Origin of the sequence: Streptomyces sp. NBC_00252 (assembly GCF_036187565.1) — a bacterium.
Lineage (GTDB): Bacteria > Actinomycetota > Actinomycetes > Streptomycetales > Streptomycetaceae > Streptomyces.
This window is the reverse complement of sequence record NZ_CP108087.1, coordinates 1604690-1626279: the sequence shown is the minus strand read 5'-3', so window position 1 is coordinate 1626279 and position 21590 is coordinate 1604690. Positions and strand designations below refer to the sequence as shown.

The following is a 21590-nucleotide window of genomic DNA, read 5'->3' as shown; positions in this document are numbered from 1 at the left end:
TCAGCGACGTCGGGTAGGGGTGGCCGGATCTTTCGACAAAATCGTCAACAATTAAGTCGACGCTATTGCCTGCACGTTATGGGAGAGCTACGTTCCTGGCGCACGGAACCCGAACCGGCGATCGAACGGAGTACCCAGCATGCCCAAGCTGTTCAGATGGTGTCGGTGGAACTCGGCCACTTTCATAGCCACCCTGGCCGCGGCCGTCGCACTGGTGACCGGTGCGAGCGTGGCGCTGGCCAACACCACGGTCGGCGCCGCGCAGGCCGCCAACTCCGGCTCGGCGAACGCCGTTTCGGCCGGTGCCACCACCTCGGGCATCGCGCCGGCCATGCCCTGCTCCGGCATCGCCCAACTCGACCTGGCCAGTGCCGTCCCCGGCGTGCCGTTCGAGATCAGCTCGGCCACCGAGATCGCCGCGAGCGCCAACACCCTCGGCAGCTGGGCCGCTTGTGACGTCAAGGGCGTCATCGCGCCCCAACTCCACTTCGAGATCAAGCTCCCCGAGGCCGGCTGGCAGGCCAACTACCTCCAGGTCGGCTGCGGTGGCCTGTGCGGCAACACCAGCGTCAACAACGCACCCGCCTCGGCCGGTTGCGTCCCGCTGACCACCGGCGCCTTCGCCGTCGCCTCCAGCGACGAGGGCCACTACCAGGGCGGCGGCCTCTTCTCCACCGACCCGACCCTGCGCGCCGACTTCGGCTACAAGTCCGACCACGAACTGCTCCAGGCGGCGAAGGCCGTCATCAAGCAGTACTACGGTCAAGCCGCCACCCACTCCTACTTCGACGGCTGCTCCCAGGGCGGGCACCAGGCCCTCACCGAGGCCCAGCGCTACCCGACCGACTTCGACGGCATCATCGCCGGCGCCCCGGCCAACAACTTCACCGCCCTGAACACCTTCTCGCACGCCTGGACCGCCCAGTCCGTCTACCTCAACGGCGGCCCGGCGACCATCACCAACGCCGACCTCGCCGACCTCCACAAGGCCGTGCTCAAGGGCTGCGGCGCCCCCGCCGACGGCATCATCGCCGACCCGCTGAGCTGCACCTGGGACCCCGGCACCATCCAGTGCAAGACCGGCCGGACCTCGACGTCCGACGCGTACTGCTTGACCCCCGACCAGGTCACCACCCTGCGCCGCATCTACGCCGGCCCGACCGACGAACACGGCCAACTCCTCTACCCGGGCTACCAGTTGCGCGGCTCCGAGCTGAACTGGGCCGGGATCATCACCCCGGCCACCGCCACCGGCGCCAGCGGCGACATCAGCTTCGTCCGGGAGACCCTGCGCTACCAGATCTTCGACAGCCCGCAGCCGACCCTGACGTACAAGGACATCAAGTTCACGGCCGCGTACTACAAGAAGGTCATGGCGCTGGGCGAGGGCATGTACGACGCGACCGACCCCGACCTCACCGCGTTCAAGAAGGCCGGCGGCAAGCTGATCCTCTGGCACGGCCTGGGCGACCAGCACATCCCGTCGGTCGGAACGATGGCCTACTACAAGGCAGTTGAGAAGGCGGTGGGCGGCGAGGCGGCCACCATGAGCTTCGCCCGGCTCTTCCTGCTCCCCGGTGTCGCGCACTGCGGCGGCGGCCAGGGCCCGGACACCTTCGACGCGCTGACCGCGATCACCGACTGGGTCACCAAGGGCGCCGCCCCGGCCAGTCTGACCACCAAGTCGGTTGACAGCGGCGGCAACACCACGGCGACCCGACCGGTCTACCCCTTCCCCTACTACGCCAAGAACACCACGGGCGGCCCGGCGGGCGACGCGAGCAGCTACACCCCGGTCAAGTCCACCGCCGAGGCCAACCTCAAGCTGAACTGGCTCGGCTCCTTCCGCTCCGGCTACGAGACGGTCGGCAACTGGGTGGGCGGCAAGTGGATCGTCAGCAAGGCCAAGAATTGACCGAGAGTGAACTGACGTACATCGCAGGCTGATTGAGCCGCCGCGGCCCCCGGTTCCGAGCCGGGGGCCGCGCGCGTGCCACTGAACTGCCCCTGTACCGGGCGGGATGGCGAAGCGCGGCGGCTAACCGGGCGGTGGCGGCACTCGTGTCACGCCCGCGACGACGGTGGTCGCCACGCGGTGGAACGCCTCGGTCTCGGGCGGCGGGTCCGTCTGACCGGCGGCCAGCAGGTGCCCGGCTCCGATCAGGGTGCGGGCGAGGGTGTCGACGTCGGCGTCCGGGGCGATGCGGCCGAGGTCGCGTTCCGCCGCCAGGTACGAGGTGAACATCGCCGTGGCCTCCGTGAGGAGCGGGATGCCGGTGGGGGTGGTGCCGCGAAGGCGGGTGCGCAGGGCGTCCCGGGAGATGACCAGGCCGACGATCGCCACCGCGACCGAGCCGAACAGGTCCGCCAGCGCGCCGGTGAGGTTGTCGGCGACGGTGCCCGTCCCGGCGGTGTCGCGCAGCGCGGCGGACTGGGCGTCGAGCCGGCCGATGCGGTCAAGGACGAGTTCGGCGAGGAAGGCGTCGAAGTCGGCGAAGTGCCGGTGCAGGACGCCCTTGGCGCAGCCCGCCTCCGTGGTCACCGCCCGACTGGTCAGCGCGTTCGCCCCGTCCCGCAGCAGGACCCGCTCGGCGGCGTCGAACAGCTGCTCACGCGGATCGCGCAGGGCCACCCCTGTCGGCATGCCGTGCGTCCCTTCCTCGTGCGGTGCGCCCGTCCGCATCCGGCTTTGCTCTCGGCAGGCGGGTCGGTGCCCACCTCCGGGCGGCACTCGGATGCCCGGCCGTGGGCAAGTGGGCGCGTGCCCAACCGTAGACGAGTGGGCGGGCGCCCATTATGGTGGGCGCATGCCCACCATCCCTCCTGAGCGACCTCGACGGCCTGAGCGACCTGGACGGTCCGAGGAGCCCGAGGGTCAAGTCCGTGCCGGGGAAGCGCGGTTCGGCGTGCGGGACTCCCATCGGGCGCGGCAGATGGCGGAGTCGTTCGGGGTCGACGCCGAGCGTTATGAGCGTGCCCGGCCGCGCTATCCCGACGGCCTGATCGAGCGGATCGTCAGTGGCAGTCCGGGGCTGGACGTCCTCGACGCGGGGTGCGGGACCGGCATCGCGGCGCGGCAGTTGCAGGCGGCGGGGTGCCGGGTGCTCGGGGTGGAGCCCGACGTGCGGATGGCCGAGGTGGCGCGGCGGCTCGGGGTCGAGGTCGAGGTGTCGACGCTGGAGGAATGGGAGCCGGCGGGGCGGCAGTTCGACGCGGTGGTCGCGGCGCAGGCCTGGCACTGGATCGATCCGGTCGCCGGGGCGGCCAAGGCGGCGCGGGTCCTTCGCCCCGGCGGACGGCTGGCCGTGTTCTGGCACGTCTTCCAACTCCCGCCGGACATCGCGGAATCCTTCGCCGACGCCTACGAACGCGTCCTGCCCGGCGCACCGGGCGACCTCCGGTGGATGGCACGGGCGCCCGAGACCGCGTACGCGCCGATGCTCGCCAAGGCGGCGGACGGGTTCCGTGCGGCGGGCGGGTTCGGGGACGCGGAGGAGTGGCGGTTCGACTGGGAACGGACCTATGCCCGGGACACCTGGCTGGACCAGCTCCCCACCATCGGGCTGCTGACCAGGGTCCCGCAGGACAAGCTCGCCGAACTGCTGGAGGAGGTCGGGGCGGCGGTGGACAAGGCGGGCGGCGGCTTCACCATGCGGTATGCCACGGTGGCGGTGAGCGTGACGCGGAACGGGGTCGACGGTTTGTGACGGCCGTCGATGGCCGACCGGGCCGAGGCCTTCCGGGTCGTCGCCTACTCCACCCCACCCGGGTCCGCGGCGGCCTACTACCCCGAGACCAACGTCCTGGTACCGCTCGACAGCGTCGCCGACATCAGCAGCACACCCCCCTCCAAGAGCGTCGTGGTCCGCCTGGAACCGGTCTCCGAGAGGGCGCCGCGCCCGGCTTCCCCAGCGGCCTGACCGCCGACCCCGCCCTGTCGACGCCCGCTGGATTAGGGTGCGGACATGCGAGGTTTCGGCAAGGGCACGGCGCACGTCGGCGGTACGGCAGACGGATCCGGGGAGTGGTGATGGGCGGTTCGCGGCGGGTGACGCTGAACGACGTCGCCGCGGCGAGCGGGGTGTCACGGGCCACCGTGAGTTTCGTCCTCAACGACGACCCGAACCAGACGATCTCGGCGGCCACCCGCGACCGTGTGAAGGAGGCGGCGCGCGAGCTCGGCTACGTCCCGCACGGCATCGCCCGGGCGCTGCGCGAAGGCTCGTCCCGGATCGTCGTACTGAACATCGACTGGGGTCTGGAGGGCAACTACTCGCGCAGCTACGTCCGCGGCCTGGACGACGAACTCGCCGCGCACGACCACGTGTTGCTCGTACGGCACGGCCACTCGGCACCGCAGTCGACCCAGCAGGTCCTGGACACCATCGCGCCCCGCGCCGTACTCCGCTTCGCCGAGGCCTACTTGAGCGGGCACGAGCCCGACGAGGAGGACTGGAAGAGCGGCTTCGCCGCCCATGCGGCCCTGCAGATCCGGTACTTGGCCGACCGCGGCCACACCCGTATCGCGATGGCGCTGCCCGGCGACGACACCCCGCTGACCGAACTCCGCCAGCGCTTCGCCCGCGCGACCACGGACCGGCTGGGGCTTCCACCCCTGACACCCTTCGTCGTGCCGAGACCACGGGACGCCGGAACCGCGGCCGTCAGGGCCTTCCTCGCCGCGCACGACGAGGTCACCGCGATCGCCGCCTTCGACGACGACATCGCCCTGCGCACCGTGACCGCCCTCCAGGCCGTCGGCGTGAGTGTCCCCTCCGACGTGGCCGTCATCGGCTACGACGACACCGAGTACGGCGCTCTCGTCACCCCCGCGCTCACCACCGTCCACATCGACGCCGAGGGCCACGGCCGCGCCGCCGCGCGGACCGCGCTGGGCCTCGACACCACCGGCATCACCCGGACCCCGGGGCGGGTGATCGAGCGCGGCTCGGCCTAGGAGGGAAGACGACCGACGAGGCATCCATACGTTGCGGGACACGGCGCGTGGCGCATCCACACGACCGCGTCAACTCTCCTGCACCATCGAGTGGTTGCGCAGCCCCGTCACCCAGGAGTCGTCCATGTCCCGTTCCGAAGCCCGCGTCACCACCGACCGACCGCAGCGCTACGCCAAGCAGCTAGCCTCCCATCTGGGGCGTCGCAGCGAGACCAGCTGGGACGAGGAGACGGGTCAGGGCCGTCTCGTCTTCCAGGACGGCACCGGCACACTGACCGCGACCGACGGCGCGCTGCTGCTCGCGGTGGAGGCGGAGCCCGAGTTCCTCGACCGGCTGGAGGACGTGGTGGGCCGCCATCTGGTCCGCTTCGGCACCAAGGACGAACTGGTCGTCGAATGGCGGCGCGACACCGGCGAGCCCGGCACCAGCCAGCGCGGCACGGGCGAGTCCGCCTGACCCACGGACCCGGTGTTCGCCCATGTGGTGCCGACCAGCCCGGAGTTCAGGTCAGGAGACACAACCCACGTGTGCCAGTGCCTGCTTGAGCAACACCCCGTGCCCGCCCGGCATTTCGCTGCGCAGCGCCTCCGAGGCGGCCTCCTGCGGGCTGAACCACACCAGGTCGAGAGCGTCCTGCCGGGGCCGGCAGTCACCGGTGACCGGCACGACGTAGGCGAGGGAGACCGCGTGCTGGCGCGGGTCGTGGTACGGCGTGACGCCGTGCGTCGGGAAGTACTCGGCGACGGTGAACGGCTGGAGCGAGGTCGGGATCCGCGGCAGCGCGACCGGGCCGAGGTCCTTCTCCAGGTGCCGCAGGAGGGCGTCACGGACCCGCTCGTGGTGCAGGACGCGGCCGGAGACCAGGGTGCGGTTCACGGTGCCGTCCGGGCCGATGCGCAGGAGCAGGCCGATGCTGGTCACCTCGCCGCTGTCGTCGACGCGGACGGGCACCGCCTCCACGTAGAGGATCGGCATGCGGGCGCGTGCCTGTTCGAGGTCGTCGGCGGACAGCCAACCGGGCGTGGTATCGGTCATGTCAGACATTGCTTGATCATACTTTCAGTGTCCGTCGGATAGCCGGTAGACCCGGCGGGCATTGTCGGCCCCGGCCCAGCGTGCCATTCGGAGCGCGTCGGGCAGGCCCATTTCGTCGGCGTCCACCCGTTCCTGGAGAAGATCCCCCAGTCCCCGGCGGAACGCCAGCGCGCCGAGCCCGTAGAACTCCGCCAGACCATAGGCGTCGGAGCTGTACAGCAGTTTGCGGAACGGTGTGATCTCCAACGCCTCCGCCAGCACCGCCCGCGCCCGGACCGGCCCGACATGGTGCAGGGTGAGCCCCACGTCCAGGTACACGTTTTCGAAGACGGCCGCCAGGTAGCCGGCCTGACGCTGGTACGGCCAGCAGTGCAGGAGCAGCACCGGGATCGTCCCGGAGATCGCGTGCAGCCAGTCCGTCAGCAGGGCGGGGTCCGTGCGGTGCAGCCGGATGTCGTTGTCGCCGAATCCGGTGTGCAGTTGGAGGGGCAGGCCGAGATCCACCGCGGTCCACAGCAACTCCCGGACCAGGACCGGGGCATCGAGCCGCCCGCCGCGCGCCAGCCACTCCCGCGCCGCCGTGCTCACCTCCGCCTCCGACGGCCTGGCCGGGTCGAGGTCGAACCCCGTCCGGTACGCGGCCACCGACTTCACCGCCACCACCCCCGGCCGCCGCACCGCGTCCAGCACGGCCGCCCGGAACGCGTCCGCGTACCCGTCCGGCTCGACCCCGCGCGCGGCCACGGACTCCGCGACCGTCTCCAGTCGTACGACCTCATGGGCCACCGCGCCCGCCGCCCCGGCGAGTTCGGCGGGCGTCGTGATCGGGTGCGGCGCGAAGCCGGTGTCGACGCAGAAGACGCCGGTGCCTGCGGCGGCCAGGAAACGCCGGTTGACCTCGTGCGGGCCCAACTCGGCGCGCCGGGAGAGGTATTCGTCCGCGGAGGCGTGCCGCTCCAGGTCCAGCAGCGGTGCGCAGTAGCGCCGTACGGCGATCCCGACCGGGGTGTCGAACGGTGAGACACCGCTGCCGGGCCAGACGTCGCCCTCGGTGAGCAGCGACTCGAAGGCCGGACGGTCGAGCGCGTCGGTGACGACTCCGTGGCAGTGGTGGTCCACCAACTCCAGTGCGGCGAGCGCCTCGTGGACCGGGCCCCTGCTCATCGTCAGTACCTCCAGCGGTAGGCCGCCGCGATCCGCTCGTCGTCCAGCTCGGCCACGGCCGCGATCTCGCCCTGTCGTACGGCGATCACCGCGTCGGCCAGGACCGGTCCCAGCGCAGCCCGCAGTTGCGCGTCCTCGCGGAACTCCGCGACGGACTCCGCGAGGGAGGCCGGCAGCCGTCGTACCCCACGGGTCTCCGCCTCCGGCGCTTCCAGGTGCGCGGGGTCTCCGGTGGTCTCCTCGGGCAGAGCGGCCACGGTGGTCAGGCCGTCGAGGCCTGCGGCGATCAGGCAGCCGAGGGCGAGATAGGGGTTGGCGGCCAGGTCGACCGGCTTGACCTCCAGGTTGGCCGACTGGGCGCGCAGGCCCGCGGTGCCGGTCACGATCCGTACCGCGGCCTCGCGGGTCTCGCGGCCCCAGGCGGTGAACACCCCTGCCCACTGGGAGGGTTGGAGCCGGAAGTAGCTCGCCGGGCTCGGCGCGGTGATAGCGGTGAGGGCCGCGAGGTGGGCGAGGACACCGGCCGCGAACGACTCCGCGTCGGCCGTCATGCCGTAGCGGCGGTCGCCCCCGGCGTGCAGGTTCGCGCCGTCGCGCCAGGCGGAGAGGTGGATGTGGCCGCCGTTGCCGACGCCCTGGGCGAGGACGGCGGGGCTGAACGAGGCGCGCAGGCCGTGCCGTTGGGAGACCGCGCGGACGGTCTGCCGTACGAGGACACTGCGGTCGGCCGCCGCGACCGGGTCGAGCGCGCTCACCGACAGCTCGAACTGCCCGGCCGCGTACTCGGGGTGGAACTGCTCCACGTCCACGCCCTGGGTCGCCAGGGCCGACAGCAACTCGGCGCCGTAGTCGCTCAGTTCGACCTGCCGGGTGGCGCTGTACGCCGGGCCGGTGGTGGCGGGGACGAACGCGCCGTCGGATGCCGAGTCCAGGCCGAGCGACCACTCGATCTCGATGCCCGCGCGGAAGGTGAGCCCGTGCTGCCGCTCCGCGTCGACGACCGTGCGGCGCAGGAAGGTGCGGGTGCACCCCGGGTGGCGCTCGCCCTCCTGGGTGATGCGGTCCACCGGGGCCCAGGCCCAGCCGGGTTGGCCGGAGAGGACGGCCAGTTGGGTCAGGTCGGGGTAGAGGCGCAGGTCGCCGTCCGGGGAGCCGAGGACGTCGGTCGTGACGATGGAGTCGTCGGCGAGGAAGGTGTCGAACACCGGGGACATGCCGACACCCCAGGCCGCCGCCGAGGCCAGCTTCGCGGTCGGGACCGTCTTCACCCGGCCCACGCCCGCCGTGTCGACGTAGGCCAGGACGATCCCGTGCACACCGCGCCCGGTCAACTCCGCGGCCAGCGCGGTGGCGCGCTCGACCTCGCCGGGACGGCCGCCGGGCAGGGGGTCGGCAAGAGTGGTCATACGTCCTCCACGATCGCGTCCCGCACGCTCGGCGGCTCCGGTCAGGGTTTCACGGCCACCGCGCCGAACTGCGGTACCACGGCCGGGAAGTCGGCGTCGGGACGCCATCGTGAGCACGGCACCAGGCCCGGGTCGAGCAGGTCGAGGCCCTCGAAGAAGGCGGCGACGTCCTCGCGGCTGCGGGCGGTGATCGGGGGCGTGGCGTTCTCGTTCCAGAACGCCATCGCCGGGACGTTGCCCTCGCCGCCGAGATCCGTGTCGAAGGTCGGGTGCGTCAGCACGAGGTAACTGCCCGACGGGACGGCCGACATGACCTTGCGTACGACGTCCCGGGCGTCCTCGGTGTCGAGGATGAAGTTCAGGATGCCGAGCATCATCACCGCCACGGGACGGTCGAAGTCCAGGGTGCCCGCGGCCCGTCGGACGATCGACTCCGGGTCGTGCACATCCGCGTCGATGTAGTCGGTGACGCCCTCGGGGGTGCTCGTCAGCAGCGTGCGGGCGTGGATGAGCACCAGCGGGTCGTTGTCGACGTAGACGATCCGCGCGTCCGGTGCGACCCGTTGGGCTATCTCGTGCGTGTTGTCGACCGTCGGCAGGCCGGTGCCGATGTCGAGGAACTGCCGTACACCGCGCTCGACGGTCAGGAAACGCACCGCCCGGCCGAGGAAGTCCCGGTCCGCGCGCGCCACTTCACGGATCACCGGGAACAGTCCCGCGACGTGCTCGCCGACCTGCTGGTCGATCTCGTAGTTGTCCTTGCCGCCGATCCAGTAGTTCCAGACGCGCGCGTTGTGCGCCACACCGGTGTTGAGCCGGGTCGGTCCCTCTGCCGGGGTGTCGCTGTCACTCACGTCGTCGCTCCTCGTCGCCCGTGCGGCCGTCGACTCCATTGTGCCGTCCGGTGATCACCCGGCCCAGGGGTTCGCGACGATCGGGCACATGTTCTCCGGGAATCGCGAACGGTCAGTCCAGATTGCCGGGTTGGGCGGCCGGGGTCCGCCCGGCCAGGACGTCCTTCAGGTTGGCGGTGCCCTGCTGCACGGCGGCCTTGGTCGTGTCCGTCTCGGTGCCGCGCAGGCCGCCGGACGTGACCGTGATCGCGTCGGTGCCGACCCGGACGACCGCCAACTGCAGGGTGAGCGTGACGGGTTGGGTGCCGCTCGTGCCCGTGACGGTGACCTGGAGACCCTGCCGGGCGTCGCCCACGGAGGGCACCGGGTCCTCGATGACCTGGACCGTACGGTGGCCGCCCTTGGAGTCGGTCGCGGTGAACTGGTCGCACTTCACCGGCAGCGTCTTCAGCCAGTTCAGAGAGGTGCCGAGCTTGGCCCGGTCGTAGGCGGCGACCTGGTAGAGCAGCCGGGACTCGTTCTGCTCGAACCCGGTCAGCGCGGACGCGCCGGACGGCTTGCCGAGGAGCGTGTCGTCGTAGAGCGCGTCGAGGAGCTTCTGGCAGTCGGCGGCGTTCGTCTTCGCGGTGAGGAGTGCGGCGACGTCGACCTTCCCGATGAGCAGCTTGTCGCCCCAGGACGCGGCATCCTTGACCTGCGTCCAGTTGTCCTCGATGTCGGCCTCGGTGATCAGCGCGGCCTTGGCCCCGGACGGGGTGAGGACGCCGGCGGACTTCCCGGTGCCGGGTGACGCGGACTTCCCGCCGCTGGGCGAGGCGACCGTGGACTCGGCGGCGAGCGGGGAGGCCGCGACGTCCGCGGCGCTGTCGGCGCGCCCGCCGTCGCCCTTGCTGTCGCCGGAACAGGCCGCGCAGGTCAGCAGCGTGCCCACGGCCAGAGCGGAGGCGAGGACACGGGCGGGTCGGGAGGGCGGGCGACGGTGCATGGCGGGGCCTCCAGGGGGAGTGGCGGGTCCCCCACAGCGCACCACCGGGGCGGCCGGGCCTCCAGCGCAGGGGGCCGTCCGGGTGAGTCACGCTCGGTCAGGGGCACGTCAGCGCGGCTCGTCCTCCGGCGGGCCGGAGTGCCGGTGCGGAAGGTGCAGACGGTGCTCGTGCGGCGGCTGGGGCTCGTGTTCCGCGCGGCGGGCCCGCTGGGCGAGCCCGGCCTCCAGCACATGCACCATCCGCCCGCCGCACTTGGGGCAGATCGCGTCGGCGAGCGGTGACCTGAGGGCCTTCCCCTCCTCGTCGACGTACTCCTGCGTGGTCAGACCGGTGGTGTCGGTCGGGTCGGTGAAGAACATCACCTGGAAGGTGGCCTCCCAGCAGTGGCCGCAGTCACCACAGGTGAACGCGAAGGTCTCCGGCACGGCTCGGGGTTCCGCGGTCATGACAGGCTCCTCCGTCGAGTGGGGCGGACGATCAGGGCGGGAACAGTGCCCCCAGCGCACAACGCCGCACGTCGTACGGCAACTCGAACGCGCCGCCCGGCATGCCCGCGCCCCCGCACGCCCCGACACTGGCCCCAGGCCGCGACCAGGACCGGCCGCCCGGCACCCGCGCGCGAAGGAGTGACCATGCTGCCCGGATTCCTCACCAGGGCGGTCGCGTTGCTGCTCGGCCGTGAGGGCCGCTCACTCCATGTGAAGGCGGCGGGCGGCGCGACGGCGGTCCTCGGCGTGGTCATGCTCGTCGGCTCCTGGGCGGCCGTCGCCGCCGAACACGGAGCACGCGGCGCCAACCTCACGTCGTATCCGAGGGCCCTGTGGTGGTCGATCGAGACGGCCACGGTCGGCTACGGCGACTTCTACCCGGTGACTCTCTGGGGCCGCGTCGTCGGCACGGTGGTGATGGTCGTCGGCATCACCACCTACGGCCTCGTCACCGCGGCCCTCGCCACCTGGTTCGTCGGCCGGGAACAGCGCCGCCGGCATCATCTCGCCCATGGCGCCGAGCAGTTGGGGGAAGAGACGGTGCGGGCTCTCCATGAGCGCTTCGACCGCTTGGAGCGGTTGGTGGGCGGGAAGGGCGAGGGCTCGGGAGGGTGAAGCGGGAGTGCTGACCAGTGGCCCCTTCAGTGCGCCGCTCCCACTTACCCGACCATCGGCAGCGCCCCGAACACATGCCCCTCCCACAGCCGCCGCGAAGCCTCCTCCGGATACGCCGTGACCACCGGCTCCGTGTCCAGCACCTGTACCGTCCGGTGCTCGGTGTCGAACGCCGGCCAGCCCGGGTCGCCGGTGCGGGCGAAGGACGTCCAGGACGCGCGGAAGCGGGACGAGAGTGCCAGGGCGTCGGGGGAGGGCTCGACGTCGGCGAACAGCAGGTTGCCGAGATCGGCGGTGAACGTGCCGAAGAGCAGCGGGATGTCCAGGCCGTGGCAGGAGCCCAGCACCCCGCCCAACCCCGGTGCGGGCCAGGTCAGTTCGTAGACGTGCACCCGTCCGCCCGCGGCGGCCTGCGCCTCGGCCAGGTGGAGGCAGGGCATGCGGAACACCCGGTCGGAGTGGACGAGTTCGTGCAGCTCGCCGGGGGAGGCGTCGGGGAAGGCCGTGCGGTAGGCCTGTTCGGGGTCGGCGCCCGGTCCGAACCGGCGCAGTGCGCTCACCGCGTCCTCCTCGGTGATCTTCCCGAGGTGTCCGCCGAGCGCGGTGAACAGGCGGAACTCGTCCCGGTTGTGACCGAGGATCAGCTCCACGTCCCGGGCCGCGCCCGCCGCGACACCCTGCCAGGGCGCGGTCGGCAGCACCTCGCCGTCGACGACGGGTGCGAAGGGGCTCAGGGTGTGGGCGACGACGCCCCACCGGTCCGCGTGCTGGTGCATCTTCGTGGTCAACGTCTCGCCCGCCATGGGCAGTTGACGGGGGTCCACGGTCGCGAGGTCGGCGGCCGTGGGGCGCAGTCCCGCCTCGGCGGCGATCGCGGCCGCGATGTCCCTGGCCAGCTCGTCGGAGAAGAAGGAGCCCGGCACGCTCTGCGCGACGGCCCGGTGGAAGAGTCCGGCGGCGCTCGGCATCACCAGCAGCGAGGCCACCGACCCGGCGCCGGCCGACTCGCCGACCACGGTGACCTGTCCGGGGTCGCCGCCGAACGCGGTGATGTTGTCCCGCACCCACTCCAGCGCGGCGACCTGGTCGAGCAGCCCGCGGTTGGCGGGGGCGCCGTCGATGCGGGCGAACCCCTCGACGCCGACGCGGTAGTTGAGGGTGACGACCACTAAGTCGCCGTCGCGGGCGATGCGTTGGGCGTCGTAGCCCGGGCTGCCCGCGTGTCCCAGCTTGTAGGCGCCGCCGTAGATCCACACCATGACCGGGCGGCGGGCCGCCGGATCGGGCGCGGGTGTCCACACGTTGACGGTCAGCCAGTCGTCACCCGTCGCCGCCTCCTGCACGACCCGGCGCCCCTGGAATCCGGACTCCTGCGGGGGCGGCGGCCCGAAGGCGAGAGCGTCGCGTACGCCGTCCCGGCCGCGCACGGGCCGCGGCGCCTGGAACCTCGCCTCGCCGACCGGCGGTTCGGCGAACGGGATGCCACGGAAGACGGCCAGCCCGTCCTCCAGCCGCCCGCGTACCGCACCGGCGCCGAAGCGCACCACCGGCGCTTCGGCCGAACCAGCCGCTGTGTCACGGGAGTTGGGTGTCGTCATGGTGGGCTCCTCGCTGTGGCCGGGGGAGGTGCGGGGTGCTCGGAGGGCGGTCGCCTGGACGGCGGCCGCCGTGTGCTCGTTGGCCAGGATGCCTCACACCGAGACAAGGGTCAGGTGCCAGACCTCGGACTTCGGCAGGATGTTCAGGGCAGAGGGTGACCGCCACCGTGCTGCGCGGCAGGGTGTGCCGCCGGAGCACGGCGAGGGAGGAGACGCCTGCGACCAGGACGCCGGGCCACGACGTGACGCCCGGGTCGTGGCCCGGGAGCGTCATCCGACTGCCCGGGAAGAAGCACGCGGAGAGGGGCGCGGCGACGACGACCGGAACCCGCGGGCCCGTGCCTACTCGTCGAAGGTGACGACGATCTTCTCCGCCGCGCCCGGTGTCAGCGCCAGCTCGAAGGCCCGCCCGACCTCGGCGAACGGCACCCGGTGACTGATCAGCCGGGCGAACCGCTCGTGGTGCTCGACGATCTCGCTCGTGACCTCGAAGATCTCCGTGGGATAGCCCTGCGAGGCGATCAGCGTCAGCTCGCTGCGCAGCATCCCGCCGAGGTCGATGTCGGCGCCCTTCTTCTGTACGGCGACCATGACCAGCTTGGCGCCCCACTTCGCGGAGTCGATCGTGGTGTTGACGACCGCGGCGACACCGGCGGCGTCGATGTAGATGTCGGTACCCGCGCGCGGCTGGCCCAGTGCGTTCGCGGCCTGGCCGTGCAGTTCGGTCAGCCGGGCGGTGACGTCCTCCTCGGCGGAGTTGATCACCGCGTCCGCGCCGACCGCGAGCGCCGTCTCCAGGCGTGAGGCGATGACGTCCGCGACCACGACGTGCTCGACCCCGCGCAGCTTCAGCCAGATCGCCGCGCCCAGACCGATCGGCCCGGCACCGAAGATGACGACCTTGTCGCCGGGCTTCGCCTCGGACCGGTTGACGGCGTGCCGGGCCACGGCCATCGGTTCGTTGAGGGCGGCCACGTCGAACGGCACGGTGTCGGGGAAGACGGTGACGCTCTTGCCGATCTCGCAGTCCTCCAGGAGGAGGTAGTCGCTCATGGCGCCGTGCCTGCCACCGCAGCCGATGATCCCGGAGGGCGCGCCCTGCGGGTTGACGACCACGCGGTCCCCGACCTTCAGCCCCTCCACCTCCGCGCCGACCTCGACGACCTCACCGGCCGGCTCGTGCCCGAGGGGGACCGGGACCATCGCGCCGCCGGGACCGAAGGGGCCGCCGCCGATGTGCAGGAAGAAGGTGTCGGTACCGCAGATCCCACACGCGCGGATCTTCATGAGGGCGTCCTTCGGCCCGGGCGCCGGACGTTCGACGTCGACCACGTCGATCGTGTCTGCGGCACCGGTCTGCACGGACTTCATCGTGGCCATGACGGGACTCGCTTTCCATGCGGGTGAGGGGTGTCACCGGCCCCGGCTCCGGACTTACTTGAGTCAGGCAATCATGGCTCCATTACTTAAGTCAAGCAATCATTTCCCGTTTTGCTTGAATCGGGCAAGCAGTTATGGGTCGGGCGGACCCTGCGGCACGGTTGCCGGGTCTCTCAGCGCTTGAAGGCGACCCCGCCGTACAGGGAGATCGGGCCGTCGCCGAGCGGGGACTCGTTCTCGGCGAGTTCGGGGTGCCAGTCGGAGACGGAGACGATGCCGGGGTCCGTCGGCTCAAGTCCCTTGAAGATGCTGCTCACTTCGGCGTGGGTGCGGGCCACCAGGGTCACCCCGCCGGCGGCGTAGGCGGCGATGCCGCGCTCGACCTTCTCCGGCTCCAGGTCGGCGGTCATCGCGGACAGGACGAGGCAACTGCCCGGCGCCAGCGCGTCGACGAGGGTGCTCACCAGCTCGTGGGCGCCGTCCGCGTCCGGGATGAAGTGCAGCAGGGCGATGAGGGACAGGGCGACGGGGCGGTCGAAGTCCAGGACGCGGGACGCCTGTTGGAGGATGGTGAGCGGTTCGCGGGCGTCGGCCTGGAGGTACTCCGTCGCACCCTCGGGCGTACCGCGCAGCAGTGCCTCGGCGTGGGCGAGGACGATCGGGTCGTTGTCGACGTACACGATCCGCGCGTCCGGCGCGGTGGACTGGGCGATCTGGTGCAGGTTGGGCGCGGTCGGTATGCCGGTGCCGATGTCCAGGAACTGGCGGATGCCCGCCTGCCGTACGACCAGCCGTGTCGCCCGCTGCATGAACCAGCGGTTGGCGCGCGCGGTGCGCGGGGCGCCGGGGTCAAGTGCCGTGATCTGCTTGCCGAGTTGCTCGTCGACGGGGTAGTTGTCCTTGCCGCCGAGGAACCAGTCGTACACCCGCGCCGGATGCGGTTTCGACGTGTCGATCCGCCGGCCGGCCCGCTCTGTCCCGGTCACCCGAGGCTCCTCTGCTCGACTTCCGCGCTACGACGACCCCCGGGGGACGTGGAAGAAGTTTGGCACGGTCATGCCGACCGGGTGGGGCTGTTCACCACCCCGTCCAGGAAACGGATCAGGTCCGCGAAGACCTCCGCCCGGTTCGTCTCCAGGAACACCTCGTGCCGGGCGCCCGGATACACGTGCTCGGTCAACTCGCCGCCGTTCAGCCGTTCCACGCCGACACGGCTGCCGGCGAGCGGGACGAGCCGGTCGTCGGCACCGTGCAGCCAGAGCAGCGGAAGCGCGCCGACGGTCCCCGCCTTGTCGACGGTGTCCAGGGTGCGGGCGAAGGCTTCAAGCGTCGGCCGCTTCATGGGACCGTGCCAGACCAGCGGGTCTGCCGCGTACGCCGCACCGACGGCGGGGTCGCGGGACAGTGCGCCCGGGCTGATCGGGATGTCCGGGATCTCGTCCAGGGCGAGCAGTCGGCCCGGCAGTTCCCAGGCGCCGACGACCGGCCCGGACAGGACGAGCGCGGTGAGTTCGTCGCCGTGGCGCTGGGCGAACCGGGAGGCGATCAGACCGCCCATGGAGTGGCCGATCAGGACGAGGGGGACGCCCGGGTGTGTGGACCGTGCCAGGTCGGCGACGCCGTGCAGGTCCGTGACCACGTCCTCGAAGTCCTCGATCAGCACCCGCTCACCGGCCGACGTGCCGTGCCCCTGGTGGTCGGGGCCGAAGACCGCCGCGCCGTGCGTGCGCAGTACGGCGGCCAACTCGGCGTACCGGCCGATGTGTTCGCCGTAGCCGTGCGCGACGAGGGCGAGGTGGCGCGGATGTTCGTGCGGCCACTCGTGTGCGGTGATCGTGCCCCGGGTGCCGGTGAGGGTGTGCTCGCGGGTGTCGTCCACACCCGGAAAACTAGCACCGCTCACCGCGTGTCCCGGCCCGCCGTCGTGTGGTGCAGGGGCCAACTGACGAGACACTCCTTACGCGAGGAGATGTAAGGACATACGATCGGTCCTCGCATGAACACGATGACTCTCTGGCACATATCCGGCTGGGAATTCGCCGCGCTCGCCGCCGCGGCCCTGCTCGTCGGCTTCTCCAAGACGGCCGTGAGCGGGGCCAACACGGTCAGCCTCGCGATCTTCGCCGCCGTCCTGCCCGCCCGCGCCTCCACCGGCGTACTGCTCCCGATCCTGATCGTGGGCGATGTCCTCGCCGTTCTCACCTACCGGCGGCACGCCCACTGGCCCACGCTGTGGCGGCTGTTCCCGGCGGTCGCGGCGGGCGTCGTGATCGGGACCCTGTTCCTGGTGTGGGCGGACGACGCGGTCGTACGGACCTCGATCGGGGCGATCCTGCTGTTCATGGCGGGGGTCACCCTGTGGCGCCGTCGCAAGGCGGACGCCGGGGCCGAGGCCGGTGACGAGCCGGACTCCGTCACCTCTCGATCAGGGCGGGCGAAGGCGCGCTCGTACGGTGTGCTCGGCGGTTTCACCACGATGGTCGCCAATGCCGGCGGCCCGGTGATGTCGATGTACCTGCTCTCCGCGGGCTTCCGGAAGCTGGGCTTTCTCGGCACGTCGGCGTTCTTCTTCCTGATCGTCAACGTGACCAAGGTGCCTTTCAGCGTGGGCCTCGGGCTGATCGACGGGCACTCGCTCCTCCTTGACGCGTCGCTCGCGGCGTTCGTCGTGCCCGGTGCGTTGATCGGCAAATGGGCTGTGAACCGAATCAACCAGCGATTGTTCGAGCAACTCGTGATCGCGGCGACGATCATCGGCGGCCTGCAACTGCTCCTCCGCTGACCCCCTCGGCCCCGCGACCTCGCGCCCCCTGACCTCGTACGCTCGCTGCATGTCCCCGCACATCCTGATCCTCGGCGGCACCACCGAGGCACGTGAACTGGCCGCCGAGCTGGCGGCACTCCGGCCCGAGACACAGGTCACCACGTCCCTCGCCGGACGCGTGTCACGGCCGGGCGCGCTGCCCGGGGACGTACGGATCGGCGGGTTCGGCGGCGCCGAGGGGCTGGCCGCGTGGCTGCGGGAGCACCACGTGGACGCCGTCGTCGACGCCACGCACCCCTTCGCCGAGACGATCACCGCGAACGCGGCACGGGCCGGATCGGCGACCGGCGTGGCTGTGATCGTGCTGCGCAGGCCGGGTTGGCAGCCGGGGCCCGGGGACAACTGGCACCCGGTCGACTCACTCGCCGAGGCCGCGGACGCGCTCCCCGGACTCGGGCGCCGGGTCCTGCTCACCACCGGCCGCCTCGGCCTCGCCGCCTTCGCCCATCTCGCCCCACTGCACTTCGTCGTACGGTCGGTGGAGCCGCCCGAGCCCCCGATGCCGCCGGACGTCGAAGTGCTGCTCGCGCGCGGGCCGTTCACCGTGGCCGACGAGGCGGCGCTGCTGCGCGAGCACCGGATCGACGTGGTCGTGACGAAGGACAGCGGGGGAGCGGCGACGGCGGCGAAACTCACGGCCGCGCGGGAGGCTGGCGTGCCGGTCGTGGTCGTACGACGGCCCGCGTTGCCGGACGGGGTGGGCGCGGTGCCTGATGTCGCCGGGGTGTTGGAGCGGCTGGGGTTCAGCCCGGGGCGATGACCGTGGCCCGGAGACGGTCCACCGCGCGCAGCACCTCGTCCCGGTTCTTGGCGCTCTTGATCCAGACCGGGAGACGGGCGACCAGGGTCATCTTCCGGCCGTGGTCGTACCAGGGCGCGCGTTCACGCAGGTCGGCGGCGACGAACCGCCTGATCAGGTCCAGGTGTTGGAGGTTGTAAGCCCACAACTCCCCATGCCTGGTGCCGGTCCGCAGCCACAGGGTCGGGTAGGAACAGGCGCCGGGATGCCGCGAGAAATGGAACGGACGGCTGTCGTTCCGGCACAGGCCGCAGGACCGGCAGACCAGACGGCGGTGCGGACGTGTGCCGCCGTCCGCGTCCTTCGGGGTGGGCGGACGCCGTTCGATGTGGGCGATCCGGTCGCAGCGCGGGCACCGCACCAGAATCGACGACGTGAAGGCGGCACACGTGTGGCCGGGGTCGTAGAAGCGCACGGGCGTCGGGGGCATGCCGTGAGTATGACCACTGCCCCCGTCACCGGGCACCCCGTTTTCACGGTGCCGGACTCGTCTCCAACTCCGCTGCCCGCTGCGGCAGTCCGGAGGTGAGGTCCTCGACGAGGAGCCGCTTGGCGATGGAGTCGACCGCGGCGCGGAGGTCCGTGCCCGAGGGGCGGCCGATGTCCTGCTGGACGCGGTCCTCCAGCCAGCTGCCCCACGCGTGGCCGATGACCTCGGCCTCGCGTTCGCCGGCCGCGGTGTGGGAGAGGAGGTAGCCGTCGCGGGTCAGATAGCCCTCCTGGACCATGCGGTCGAAGACCGGGAGGAGCACCTCCGGCGGCATGTGGCGGCGGGCGGCGATCAGGCCGAGGCTCGCGTGGCCGACCATCCTGCTGAAGAGCTCGACCTGCATCACGGCCCAGGCGCCGGCGATGTCCAGCCGGGTGTCGGAGGTCGTGATGATGCGCCGCGCGGTGTCCAGGTCCGTGCTGCCGATGACCTTGCCGACGGCGGTTTCGAGGAGCCGTTGCGAGTCGCCGCCGCGCGGTGAGGCGAAGCCCTCGCCCATGTCGGTGGAGCCCTTCCGCGCGCTGTCCCGCAGTTCGACCTGCTTGAGGAACAGGGCGACGACGAAGCCGACCACCGCGACCGGGATCGTCCACCGGAACACCGTGTGGATGGTGTCGGCGTAGGCGTTGATGATCGGCACGGCGGTGGCGTGCGGCAGCTTGTGCAGGCCCTCGGGGCTGGTCGCCGCCTTGGCGATGACGGCCGGGTTCAGCGCGCTGGTCTTCGCGGCCGTCGCGATCCCGTCCTTGAGGTTGGGCCCCAGGCTGTTGGCGTAGATCGTGCCGAAGACGGCGGTGCCGAACGAACTGCCCAGCGTACGGAAGAAGGTGACGCCGGAGGTCGCGGTGCCGAGGTCGGCGTACTCGACGGTGTTCTGCACGGCGATCGTCAGCACCTGCATGCACAGGCCGATGCCGGTGCCGAGCACGAACATGTACACCGATTCCAGGAACGCGCCGGTGCCCGGGCCCATGAGGGACATCAGATACAGACCGACGCCCATCACCGCGGAGCCGACGATCGGGAAGATGCGGTACTGGCCGGTCTTGCTGACCACGTTGCCGCTGAAGACGGACGCGATGAGCAGCCCGATCACCATGGGCAGCGTCCGCACGCCGGAGATCGTGGCCGAGTCGCCGTCGACGTACTGCAGATAGGTCGGCAGATACGTCAGCGCGCCGAGCATCGCGAAGCCGACGACGAAGCTGAGGATCGAGCAGACCGTGAACACCGGGTTGGCGAACAGCCGCATGGGGAGCATGGGTTGGGCCGCGCGGGTCTCCACCCAGCAGAACAGGCCGAGCGCGACCGCACCGCCCGCGAACAGGCCGATGATGGTCGACGAACCCCACGCGTACTGGTTGCCGCCCCAACTCGTCGCCAGGATCAGGGAGCTGGCGCCGATCGCGACGAGGGCGATGCCCAGGTAGTCGATGACGGGCCGGGTCGCCGACTTGACCACGGGGATGGTGCGGGCCGCCGCGATGACCACGATGATCGCGATCGGGACGTTGACGTAGAACGCCCAGCGCCAGGTCAGGTGGTCGGTGAACAGGCCGCCCAGGAGCGGTCCGATGACCGTGGCCACGCCGAACACCGCGCCGATCGCACCCTGGTACTTGCCGCGCTCGCGCAGCGGGATGACGTCGGCGATCAGCGCCATCGCCGTCACCATCAGACCGCCCGCGCCGACACCCTGCACGGCCCGCCAGATGATCAGCAGCGTCATGTTGGTGGAGAAGCCGCACAGGAACGAGCCCGTGATGAACACGATCGCCGAGACCTGGAAGACCACCTTGCGGCCGAACAGGTCACCGAACTTGCCGACCAGCACGGTCGCCACGGTCTCGGCCAGCAAATAGGCGGTGACCACCCACGACATGTGCGCGGCACCGCCCAGGTCCGACACGATCGTCGGCAGGGCCGTCCCCACGATCGTCTGGTCGAGGGCCGCGAGCAGCATGCCCAGCATGATCGTCACGAAGACGACGTTGCGGCGGCGGGTGTCCAGCACGGGCGGCTGCTGCGCGGCAGGCAGCGCGGTTTCCTCGGCGACTGTCACGAGGTCACTTTCACACCGTGGGCCCCCTCCTGCATACGGGGCGGTCCACACGGGTGCCACAGCAGAAGCCCTGGCACACGGCCGAAGTCCTGGTACACAGCCGAAGCCCTGGTACCCGGACGCACCCCCTGCCCCGGCCCGCGCCCGCTACTCGTCCTTCGGATGCCTGCGCAGCAGATACGTGTCCATGATCCAGCCCTTGCGCTCACGGGCCGCCGCGCGCAGCCGCTCGATGCGCGGGGCGGCCTCGGCTATCGGACCGGACGCGAGGATCTCGTCCGGGGTGCCCAGATAGGCGCCCCAGTAGATGTCGATGTCCTGATCCGCGTAGCGCGTGAACGCCTGGCGCGCGTCCAGCATCACGACCACGTCGTCCACGTCGTCGGGGAACCCCTCGGACAGCCGCCGGCCCGTGGTGATCTGCACCGGCCGGGCGACCCGGTTCAGCCCCGTGCGGTGCCGGGCGACGAGCGCCGAGACGCTGCTGATGCCGGGCACCACGTCGTACTCGAAGTCCACCGCGCCCCGCTCCAGGATCTCCTCCAGGATGCCGAGCGTGCTGTCGTACAGCGAGGGATCGCCCCACACCAGGAAGGCGCCGCTCTCGTCCTCGCCCAACTCCTCGGTGATGAGCCGCGCGTAGATGTCCGCGCGGGCATTGCGCCAGTCACCGACCGCCGGGGAGTACGCGGCACCCCCGGCCTTGCGGTCGCGCTCCGGGTCCCGCGCCTCGACCACGCGGTACGTCCCCTCCGGCACGTGCGCGTCGAGCATGTCCCGGCGGAGACCGGTGAGGTCCGACTTCACCTCGCCCTTGTCGAGGATGAAGAACACGTCCGTGCTCCGCAGCACCCTGACCGCCTGCAAGGTCAGCTGCTCCGGGTCGCCCGCACCGATACCGATGACATGAATCTTTCGCACACCCCCGAGT

Annotated in this window: 21 protein-coding genes and 1 pseudogene; 8 read left to right on the top strand and 14 right to left on the bottom strand. The window is 71.3% G+C overall.

Going from position 1 to position 21590, the window contains the following annotated elements; genetic code table 11:
- Positions 1-139 precede the first annotated feature (139 nt).
- A complete protein-coding gene (locus OHT77_RS07105; protein ID WP_328827168.1) occupies positions 140-1915 on the top strand; it encodes a tannase/feruloyl esterase family alpha/beta hydrolase in 1776 nt (591 codons plus the stop codon).
- Positions 1916-2038: 123 nt separating this feature from the next.
- Here the strand turns inward: OHT77_RS07105 and OHT77_RS07100 are convergent, their stop codons facing one another.
- A complete protein-coding gene (locus OHT77_RS07100) occupies positions 2039-2644 on the bottom strand; it encodes a TetR/AcrR family transcriptional regulator (RefSeq protein WP_328827167.1) in 606 nt (201 codons plus the stop codon).
- Positions 2645-2807: 163 nt separating this feature from the next.
- Here OHT77_RS07100 and OHT77_RS07095 point away from each other — a divergent pair, with 163 nt between their 5' ends.
- From OHT77_RS07095 to OHT77_RS07080, 4 genes and pseudogenes are all read left to right on the top strand, one after another.
- Positions 2808-3707, top strand: coding sequence for a class I SAM-dependent methyltransferase (locus OHT77_RS07095; protein ID WP_443047944.1), 900 nt, complete (start codon positions 2808-2810; stop codon positions 3705-3707).
- A gap of 18 nt (positions 3708-3725) precedes the next feature.
- A pseudogene (locus tag OHT77_RS07090) lies at positions 3726-3920 on the top strand (hypothetical protein); the annotation flags it as partial.
- 110 nt (positions 3921-4030) lie between these two features.
- Positions 4031-4957, top strand: coding sequence for a LacI family DNA-binding transcriptional regulator (locus OHT77_RS07085; RefSeq protein WP_328827165.1), 927 nt, complete (start codon positions 4031-4033; stop codon positions 4955-4957).
- A 124-nt stretch (positions 4958-5081) separates the two neighbouring features.
- Positions 5082-5414 (top strand): DUF2218 domain-containing protein, encoded by a 333-nt coding sequence (locus OHT77_RS07080; RefSeq protein WP_328827163.1) that lies wholly within the window; start codon positions 5082-5084, stop codon positions 5412-5414.
- A gap of 51 nt (positions 5415-5465) precedes the next feature.
- Here the strand turns inward: OHT77_RS07080 and OHT77_RS07075 are convergent, their stop codons facing one another.
- The 6 genes from OHT77_RS07075 to OHT77_RS07050 form a co-directional block, all read right to left on the bottom strand.
- Positions 5466-5993 carry an NUDIX hydrolase family protein gene (locus tag OHT77_RS07075; RefSeq protein ID WP_328834173.1) on the bottom strand — a complete coding sequence of 176 codons (528 nt, stop codon included), beginning with the start codon at positions 5991-5993 and terminating at the stop codon, positions 5466-5468.
- Positions 5994-6017: 24 nt separating this feature from the next.
- The gene (locus tag OHT77_RS07070) at positions 6018-7157 is read right to left on the bottom strand and encodes an amidohydrolase family protein (RefSeq protein ID WP_328827162.1); all 1140 of its coding nucleotides are present in this window, start codon (positions 7155-7157) and stop codon (positions 6018-6020) included.
- A 2-nt stretch (positions 7158-7159) separates the two neighbouring features.
- Positions 7160-8563: a glutamine synthetase family protein gene (locus tag OHT77_RS07065; protein ID WP_328827161.1), complete on the bottom strand. Its 1404-nt coding sequence runs from the start codon at positions 8561-8563 to the stop codon at positions 7160-7162.
- 41 nt (positions 8564-8604) lie between these two features.
- Entirely contained in the window at positions 8605-9417 is an 813-nt protein-coding gene (locus OHT77_RS07060) for an SAM-dependent methyltransferase (protein WP_328827160.1), read from the bottom strand.
- A 112-nt stretch (positions 9418-9529) separates the two neighbouring features.
- Positions 9530-10402, bottom strand: coding sequence for a hypothetical protein (locus OHT77_RS07055; RefSeq protein ID WP_328827159.1), 873 nt, complete (start codon positions 10400-10402; stop codon positions 9530-9532).
- 108 nt (positions 10403-10510) lie between these two features.
- Positions 10511-10849 carry a hypothetical protein gene (locus OHT77_RS07050; RefSeq protein ID WP_328827158.1) on the bottom strand — a complete coding sequence of 113 codons (339 nt, stop codon included), beginning with the start codon at positions 10847-10849 and terminating at the stop codon, positions 10511-10513.
- Between the two features lie 186 nt (positions 10850-11035).
- On the opposite strand from OHT77_RS07050, the gene OHT77_RS07045 reads away from it, so the two are divergent.
- Positions 11036-11506 carry an ion channel gene (locus OHT77_RS07045; protein WP_328827157.1) on the top strand — a complete coding sequence of 157 codons (471 nt, stop codon included), beginning with the start codon at positions 11036-11038 and terminating at the stop codon, positions 11504-11506.
- Between the two features lie 44 nt (positions 11507-11550).
- Here the strand turns inward: OHT77_RS07045 and OHT77_RS07040 are convergent, their stop codons facing one another.
- The 4 genes from OHT77_RS07040 to OHT77_RS07025 form a co-directional block, all read right to left on the bottom strand.
- Positions 11551-13104, bottom strand: coding sequence for a carboxylesterase/lipase family protein (locus OHT77_RS07040; RefSeq protein ID WP_328827156.1), 1554 nt, complete (start codon positions 13102-13104; stop codon positions 11551-11553).
- 342 nt (positions 13105-13446) lie between these two features.
- Positions 13447-14484: a zinc-dependent alcohol dehydrogenase gene (locus OHT77_RS07035; RefSeq protein WP_328827155.1), complete on the bottom strand. Its 1038-nt coding sequence runs from the start codon at positions 14482-14484 to the stop codon at positions 13447-13449.
- Between the two features lie 173 nt (positions 14485-14657).
- Complete coding sequence (locus OHT77_RS07030) at positions 14658-15470, bottom strand: SAM-dependent methyltransferase (RefSeq protein WP_328827153.1); 813 nt, start codon at positions 15468-15470, stop codon at positions 14658-14660.
- A gap of 68 nt (positions 15471-15538) precedes the next feature.
- Positions 15539-16363, bottom strand: coding sequence for an alpha/beta hydrolase (locus OHT77_RS07025; protein WP_328827152.1), 825 nt, complete (start codon positions 16361-16363; stop codon positions 15539-15541).
- Positions 16364-16480: 117 nt separating this feature from the next.
- On the opposite strand from OHT77_RS07025, the gene OHT77_RS07020 reads away from it, so the two are divergent.
- Both OHT77_RS07020 and OHT77_RS07015 read left to right on the top strand, forming a co-directional pair.
- A complete protein-coding gene (locus OHT77_RS07020) occupies positions 16481-17266 on the top strand; it encodes a sulfite exporter TauE/SafE family protein (RefSeq protein WP_328827151.1) in 786 nt (261 codons plus the stop codon).
- Between the two features lie 49 nt (positions 17267-17315).
- Entirely contained in the window at positions 17316-18068 is a 753-nt protein-coding gene (locus tag OHT77_RS07015; RefSeq protein WP_328827150.1) for a cobalt-precorrin-6A reductase, read from the top strand.
- Here OHT77_RS07015 and OHT77_RS07010 read toward each other — a convergent pair.
- The 3 genes from OHT77_RS07010 to cobF all read right to left on the bottom strand — a co-directional run bounded on the left by OHT77_RS07010 (position 18052) and on the right by cobF (position 21580).
- On the bottom strand, positions 18052-18537 hold the full coding sequence (locus tag OHT77_RS07010; protein WP_328827149.1) for a hypothetical protein: 486 nt from the start codon (positions 18535-18537) through the stop codon (positions 18052-18054). The genes OHT77_RS07015 and OHT77_RS07010 overlap by 17 nt on opposite strands.
- A 43-nt stretch (positions 18538-18580) precedes the next feature.
- The gene (locus tag OHT77_RS07005; RefSeq protein WP_328827147.1) at positions 18581-20659 is read right to left on the bottom strand and encodes an MDR family MFS transporter; all 2079 of its coding nucleotides are present in this window, start codon (positions 20657-20659) and stop codon (positions 18581-18583) included.
- A 147-nt stretch (positions 20660-20806) separates the two neighbouring features.
- Positions 20807-21580: a precorrin-6A synthase (deacetylating) gene (gene cobF / locus OHT77_RS07000; RefSeq protein ID WP_328827146.1), complete on the bottom strand. Its 774-nt coding sequence runs from the start codon at positions 21578-21580 to the stop codon at positions 20807-20809.
- Positions 21581-21590: the final 10 nt, after the last annotated feature.

Bases quoted from the DNA above. Each gene is read 5' to 3' on its own strand.
- OHT77_RS07105 (WP_328827168.1), top strand. From the start codon at position 140: ATGCCCAAGCTGTTCAGATGGTGTCGGTGGAACTCGGCCACTTTCATA.
- OHT77_RS07100 (WP_328827167.1), bottom strand. From the start codon at position 2,644: ATGCCGACAGGGGTGGCCCTGCGCGATCCGCGTGAGCAGCTGTTCGAC.
- OHT77_RS07095 (WP_443047944.1), top strand. From the start codon at position 2,808: ATGCCCACCATCCCTCCTGAGCGACCTCGACGGCCTGAGCGACCTGGA.
- OHT77_RS07085 (WP_328827165.1), top strand. From the start codon at position 4,031: ATGGGCGGTTCGCGGCGGGTGACGCTGAACGACGTCGCCGCGGCGAGC.
- OHT77_RS07080 (WP_328827163.1), top strand. From the start codon at position 5,082: ATGTCCCGTTCCGAAGCCCGCGTCACCACCGACCGACCGCAGCGCTAC.
- OHT77_RS07075 (WP_328834173.1), bottom strand. From the start codon at position 5,993: ATGACCGATACCACGCCCGGTTGGCTGTCCGCCGACGACCTCGAACAG.
- OHT77_RS07070 (WP_328827162.1), bottom strand. From the start codon at position 7,157: ATGAGCAGGGGCCCGGTCCACGAGGCGCTCGCCGCACTGGAGTTGGTG.
- OHT77_RS07065 (WP_328827161.1), bottom strand. From the start codon at position 8,563: ATGACCACTCTTGCCGACCCCCTGCCCGGCGGCCGTCCCGGCGAGGTC.
- OHT77_RS07055 (WP_328827159.1), bottom strand. From the start codon at position 10,402: ATGCACCGTCGCCCGCCCTCCCGACCCGCCCGTGTCCTCGCCTCCGCT.
- OHT77_RS07050 (WP_328827158.1), bottom strand. From the start codon at position 10,849: ATGACCGCGGAACCCCGAGCCGTGCCGGAGACCTTCGCGTTCACCTGT.
- OHT77_RS07045 (WP_328827157.1), top strand. From the start codon at position 11,036: ATGCTGCCCGGATTCCTCACCAGGGCGGTCGCGTTGCTGCTCGGCCGT.
- OHT77_RS07040 (WP_328827156.1), bottom strand. From the start codon at position 13,104: ATGACGACACCCAACTCCCGTGACACAGCGGCTGGTTCGGCCGAAGCG.
- OHT77_RS07035 (WP_328827155.1), bottom strand. From the start codon at position 14,484: ATGGCCACGATGAAGTCCGTGCAGACCGGTGCCGCAGACACGATCGAC.
- OHT77_RS07020 (WP_328827151.1), top strand. From the start codon at position 16,481: ATGAACACGATGACTCTCTGGCACATATCCGGCTGGGAATTCGCCGCG.
- OHT77_RS07015 (WP_328827150.1), top strand. From the start codon at position 17,316: ATGTCCCCGCACATCCTGATCCTCGGCGGCACCACCGAGGCACGTGAA.
- OHT77_RS07010 (WP_328827149.1), bottom strand. From the start codon at position 18,537: ATGCCCCCGACGCCCGTGCGCTTCTACGACCCCGGCCACACGTGTGCC.